The organism is Streptomyces triticagri (assembly GCF_003429565.1).
In the GTDB taxonomy this organism is placed as follows: domain Bacteria; phylum Actinomycetota; class Actinomycetes; order Streptomycetales; family Streptomycetaceae; genus Streptomyces; species Streptomyces triticagri.
In genome coordinates, this window is sequence record NZ_QUAK01000055.1 from 1 (window position 1) to 5,238 (window position 5,238).

General features: G+C 72.5%; 3 protein-coding genes and 2 pseudogenes. 1 reads left to right on the forward strand and 4 read right to left on the reverse strand.

Annotation, left to right across the window (positions count from 1 at the left end):
- The first annotated feature begins 155 nt into the window (after positions 1 to 155).
- On the forward strand, positions 156 to 1,016 hold the full coding sequence (locus DY218_RS10265) for an RNA polymerase sigma factor (protein ID WP_407703597.1): 861 nt from the start codon (positions 156 to 158) through the stop codon (positions 1,014 to 1,016).
- A 158-nt stretch (positions 1,017 to 1,174) separates the two neighbouring features.
- Here the strand turns inward: DY218_RS10265 and sucD are convergent.
- The 4 genes and pseudogenes from sucD to DY218_RS34190 form a co-directional block, all read right to left on the reverse strand.
- Positions 1,175 to 2,046, reverse strand: a pseudogene (sucD, locus tag DY218_RS10270) (succinate--CoA ligase subunit alpha); the annotation flags it as partial.
- A gap of 21 nt (positions 2,047 to 2,067) precedes the next feature.
- The gene (gene sucC, locus DY218_RS10275; protein WP_128555635.1) at positions 2,068 to 3,246 is read right to left on the reverse strand and encodes an ADP-forming succinate--CoA ligase subunit beta; all 1,179 of its coding nucleotides are present in this window, start codon (positions 3,244 to 3,246) and stop codon (positions 2,068 to 2,070) included.
- 635 nt (positions 3,247 to 3,881) lie between these two features.
- A complete protein-coding gene (locus DY218_RS10280; protein ID WP_128555636.1) occupies positions 3,882 to 4,904 on the reverse strand; it encodes a hypothetical protein in 1,023 nt (340 codons plus the stop codon).
- 124 nt (positions 4,905 to 5,028) lie between these two features.
- Positions 5,029 to 5,238: pseudogene (locus DY218_RS34190) on the reverse strand (hypothetical protein); the annotation flags it as partial.

Here is a 5,238-nt window from a genome sequence, read left to right on the forward strand (position 1 = left end):
CCAAGGCCCCGGCCAAACGCGCCGCCAAGCCCCCGGCCGCCGCCGCCCGCGCACTGCGGCGGGACGACGTCGCGGCCGGCCGCCACGGCACCGCCCCCCGCCCCGGCATCGACGACCTCATCGGCCCCGCAGCCGTACCCGCCACCGCGACGGCCCTGCTCGACGAGCCGGAGCACGCCGACGAGGCCGACGAGGCCGACACGGCCGACGACAGCGACGGGCTCACCCCGGTCCAGGCCTTCGACGCGCTGTACGCCTTCGCCGCCCCCGCCCTCGTACGGCAGACGTATCTGCTCACCGGGCGGCGGGAGTTGGCGAAGGAGGCGGTGGAGCGGGCGTTCCAGCTGGCCTGGGAGCGGTGGCCCGAGGTGGCCGTCGACCGCGACCCGGCCGGCTGGGTGCGGGCCGCCGCCTACGAGTACGCCCTCTCGCCCTGGCACCGGCTCCGCCGGCGGGCCCGGCAGCCCGACGTGCCGCCCGCCGAGCCCGAGGACCGCAAGCTCCTCGACACCTTGATGAGCCTGCCGGTCCCCTACCGCAGGACGCTGGTGCTCTACGACGGTGTCGGGCTCGACCTGCCCGAGACCGCGGCCGAGACCGAGGCCTCCACCCCGGCCGCGGCCAGCCGCATCCTGCACGCCCGCGAGGCCGTCGCCGAACGGCTGCCCGAGCTCTCCGACCCCGGCGAACTGCAGCGCCGCCTCGACGCCCTGTCCCGTGCGGAGAAGCTGTCCACGCCCGGGGTCGGCGCGGTCCGCGAGGGCAGCGAGAAGCGGGCACGCTTCTGGACCAGGGCGGCGATCGCCTTCACAGCACTGATCATCGGCGCGTCCGCGCTGTCCCTCGCCACCTCGGCCCGGCACTACGAGCCGCCGCAGGCGCCCGGCGAATCAGTGTCCGGCGTACCGCCTCGGATGGGGCCCGAGCCGTTGACCAAGGAGGACAAGGAGCTGCGCAAGAAGCTGGAGGCCGAGCCGGCGCACGGACCGGAACGGATCCTGCCGCGGGCCGACTGACCACCCGCCACCGGCATACGACGAGGGCCCGCACCCCCGGATCGGGAGTGCGGGCCCTCGTCGTACCGGGACCGGAGTAGGTCAGCCGGCCAGGATCGCCCGCGCCAGCTCGGCCGTCTCGGTCGGCGTCTTGCCGACCTTGACGCCCGCGGCCTCGNATCGCCCGCGCCAGCTCGGCCGTCTCGGTCGGCGTCTTGCCGACCTTGACGCCCGCGGCCTCGAGGGCCTCCTTCTTCGCCTGGGCGGTGCCGGAGGAGCCGGAGACGATGGCGCCCGCGTGGCCCATGGTCTTGCCCTCGGGGGCGGTGAAGCCCGCGACGTAGCCGACGACCGGCTTGCTGACGTTGGCCTTGATGAAGTCGGCCGCACGCTCCTCGGCGTCGCCGCCGATCTCGCCGATCATCACGATCAGGTCGGTCTCGGGGTCCGCCTCGAACGCCTCGAGGGCGTCGATGTGCGTCGTACCGATGACCGGGTCGCCGCCGATGCCGACGGCCGAGCTGAAGCCGATGTCACGGAGCTCGTACATCATCTGGTACGTCAGCGTGCCGGACTTCGAGACCAGGCCGATGCGGCCCGGCTTGGTGATGTCGCCCGGGATGATGCCGGCGTTCGACTGGCCCGGCGTGATGAGGCCGGGGCAGTTCGGGCCGATGATGCGGGTCTTGTTGCCCTTCGACTTGGCGTACGCCCAGAAGGCGGCGGAGTCGTGGACGGCGATGCCCTCGGTGATGACGACCGCGAGCGGGATCTCGGCGTCGATGGCCTCGACGACGGCGGCCTTGGAGAAGGCCGGGGGCACGAAGAGGACTGAGACGTTCGCGCCCGTCTTCTCCATCGCCTCGGCGACGGTGCCGAAGACCGGGACGGACGTGCCGTCGAAGTCGACCTCGGTGCCGGCCTTGCGCGGGTTCACGCCGCCGACGATGTTGGTGCCGTCACCGAGCATGAGCTTGGTGTGCTTCATGCCGGTGGCGCCGGTCATGCCCTGGACGATGACCTTGCTGTCCTTGTTGAGGAAGATAGCCATGGCTTACTGAGTCCTCTTCCCTTACTTCGCGGCCGCGAGCTCGGCGGCCTTGTCGGCCGCGCCGTCCATGGTGTCCACGCGCTGCACCAGCGGGTGGTTGGCGTCGCTGAGGATCTTGCGACCCAGCTCCGCGTTGTTGCCGTCGAGGCGGACGACCAGCGGCTTGGTGACTTCCTCGCCCTTGGTCCTGAGGAGCTCCAGGGCCTGCACGATGCCGTTGGCGACCTCGTCACAGGCGGTGATGCCACCGAAGACATTGACGAAGACGGACTTGACGTCCGGGTCGCCGAGGATGATCTCCAGGCCGTTCGCCATGACCTCGGCGGAGGCGCCGCCGCCGATGTCCAGGAAGTTGGCCGGCTTCACGTTGCTGTGCTTCTCACCGGCGTACGCGACGACGTCGAGGGTCGACATGACCAGACCCGCGCCGTTGCCGATGATGCCGACCTCGCCGTCGAGCTTGACGTAGTTGAGGTTCTTGGCCTTGGCGGCAGCCTCGAGCGGGTCGGCTGCGGCCTTGTCCTCGAGCGCCTCGTGCTCCGGCTGGCGGAAGTCGGCGTTCTCGTCGAGCGAGACCTTGCCGTCCAGGGCCAGGATGCGGCCGTCCTTGGTCTTCACAAGGGGGTTGACCTCGACGAGGAGCGCGTCCTCGGCGACGAAGGTGTCCCACAGGGTGACCAGGACCTCGGCGACCTTCTCGGCCACCTCGGCCGGGAACTTCGCCTGCGCGACGATCTCGCGGGCCTTCTCGATCGTGACACCGGAGTTGGAGTCGACCGGGACCTTCGCGAGGGCCTCGGGGGTCTTCTCCGCGACCTCCTCGATGTCCATGCCGCCCTGCACCGAGGCCATCGCCAGGAAGGTGCGGTTGGTGCGGTCGAGGAGGTACGAGACGTAGTACTCCGCCTCGATCTCGGGGGAGAGCTCGGCGATCATCACCTTGTGGACCGTGTGGCCCTTGATGTCCATGCCGAGGATGTCCGTCGCGCGAGCGACGGCCTCGTCCGGGGTGTCGGCCAGCTTGACGCCGCCGGCCTTGCCGCGGCCACCGACCTTCACCTGTGCCTTGACGACCGACTTGCCGCCAAGACGCTCGGTCGCCTCGCGGGCTGCCTCAGGCGTGTCGATGACTTCACCGGCCAGCACCGGTACACCGTGCTTGGCGAAGAGGTCCCTCGCCTGGTACTCGAACAGGTCCACGCGCGTCCGTCCCTTTGCTTCTAAAGTCGCGGTTGTGATTCGCGGTTCATTGTCTGCTTGGGCGTGCCGCGGAGGGCAACGTGACTGCGCTGTCACAAGGGAGGCGTGCACGGTGGCCGTGGACGCGGCATGTCCGTCTCGCAGGTTATCGCCGCGGGCCCGATGACCCTAAATCGCAGCTCACACTGCGGCGGTGATTACAGTCACAGCCCGCCGGCCAGGGACGGAGCCCGGCGAGGACGCCTCTCGGCACGGTACGGCCGAAGCGGTGGGACGAGGCGGGCGGGCCGTATCCGGGCGTCGCGGGGGCGGTGCGGGCGCCGGGCGGACGGGGCCGGGCGAGGTCTGGGGTCGGTTCCGGGTCCCCGCCGGACATCCGATCCCGAGCCTCGTCCGGCCCGCGCCTCCTGCTACCGGGCGGGGCCCTCGCGGCCGGCCGTGGCTCGGCCGTGCCGCATGGGTCCGCCCCACTTCCGTACCGCCGGCGCCTCGGCGCGAGCGGTACGGAAGTGCGTCACGCACCCGGACCGGTGGCCCGGGGCGTGGACGTTTCTGTGCCGGGCGCGCTCAGCGTGCGCCCGGCCCGGAGATCCACCGGGGCGGGCCGCCGCCGCGCTCCCGGTGGATGCCTCGGGTCAGAGCCCGGCGACGTAGTCCGGGGCGACGGCGGTGGTGGTGTCCTGGACTCCGGAGACCGCGTTGCGCACGAGCGGGCCCGCGTCGCCGGCGACGGTGCCGCCGAGGTCCTGGGCGAACGGACCGGCTTCCGCGGCGACGTGCTGCGCCAGCGGCTGCACATCGCCGGTCACCCCGCCGGCGAGCGAGGTCGCCTGTGCGCCGACACCCTCGGCGAGCGGCTTCACCTCGGCGACGACGCTCTGCACGTACGGATGCACCTCGCCGACCACACCGCCGGCGAACGGCTGGACCTCGCCCACGACGCCACCGACCGTCGGCTGCACCTCACCGACGACTCCGCCGACGAACGGCTGGACGTCCGCGGTCACGCCCTGCGCCAGGCCGCCCGCGTCGCCCACGGCCTGGCCGGCGACCGGAAGTACGGAGTCGACGGCGGTCGCGGCGATCGGCGGCAGCACGGCGTCCGCGGTCTCGTCCACGACCGGGTCGGCCGCCGTGACGGCGCCCTGGACGCCGGTGGCGACCTGGCCGGGAGCCTGGTCGACGAGCTCGGGCGCGAAGGCGGAGAGCGGGCCGAAGAGGTAGTCGATGCCCTCCGCGGCTTCGGTCACGTCGGCCGTGTCGTACGCGGGCAGTTCGCCCTCGACGTACTGGCGGGCCTGCTCGGACGCGCCCTGCACGGCGGCGCGGGATTCCGCGGCGGTGGAGCGTGCGTCGGTGACGGTGGAGCGTGCGTCCGTGGTGGCGGAGCGCGCGTCGGTGACGGTGGAGCGCGCGTCCGTGGTGGCGGATTCGGTCCTGGACGTGGCCTCGGCGGCGTCGCCGACCCGCTCGGTCGCCGACTCGGTGTGGTCCTTGACGCCGGACGCGGCGTCCTCGACGGCGTCGGAGGCCTGGTCGGGGGTGGACAGCGGTACGGAGACGGGCAGTTCGTCGGCGGAGGCCGCGGCGGTGCCGAGGGCCATCATGCCGGTGGCGCCGGCGGCTATGACGATGGAACGGCGGATGTTCTTGCGCATGATCGCTTCAGATCCTTCGAATTCGAAAGGGGGGCCGGGAGGCGGCCGTTCGGCCGGGCTCTCCCTGGTGGGCAGACCTGTCCCGCCCCCGCGCGGCAGGTCGTCAGGCGGGGAAGGGCCTGCCCTAGCCGGGGAATTCGAGGATGTCGCGGTGCCTGTCGCGGACCGCGTCGGAGGCCGTGGCCGCGCCGGCGCCCGGTACGAGCCCGAACTCGGCACCGCCCGCGAGCGCGACGGCGTGCGCGTCACCGCCGCGCTGGCTGCCGCTGTCCGCGGCGCACTGGCCGGCCTTGCCACCGGGCCGCTGCGCCGGGGACGGGGCCTTCCCGTCGCC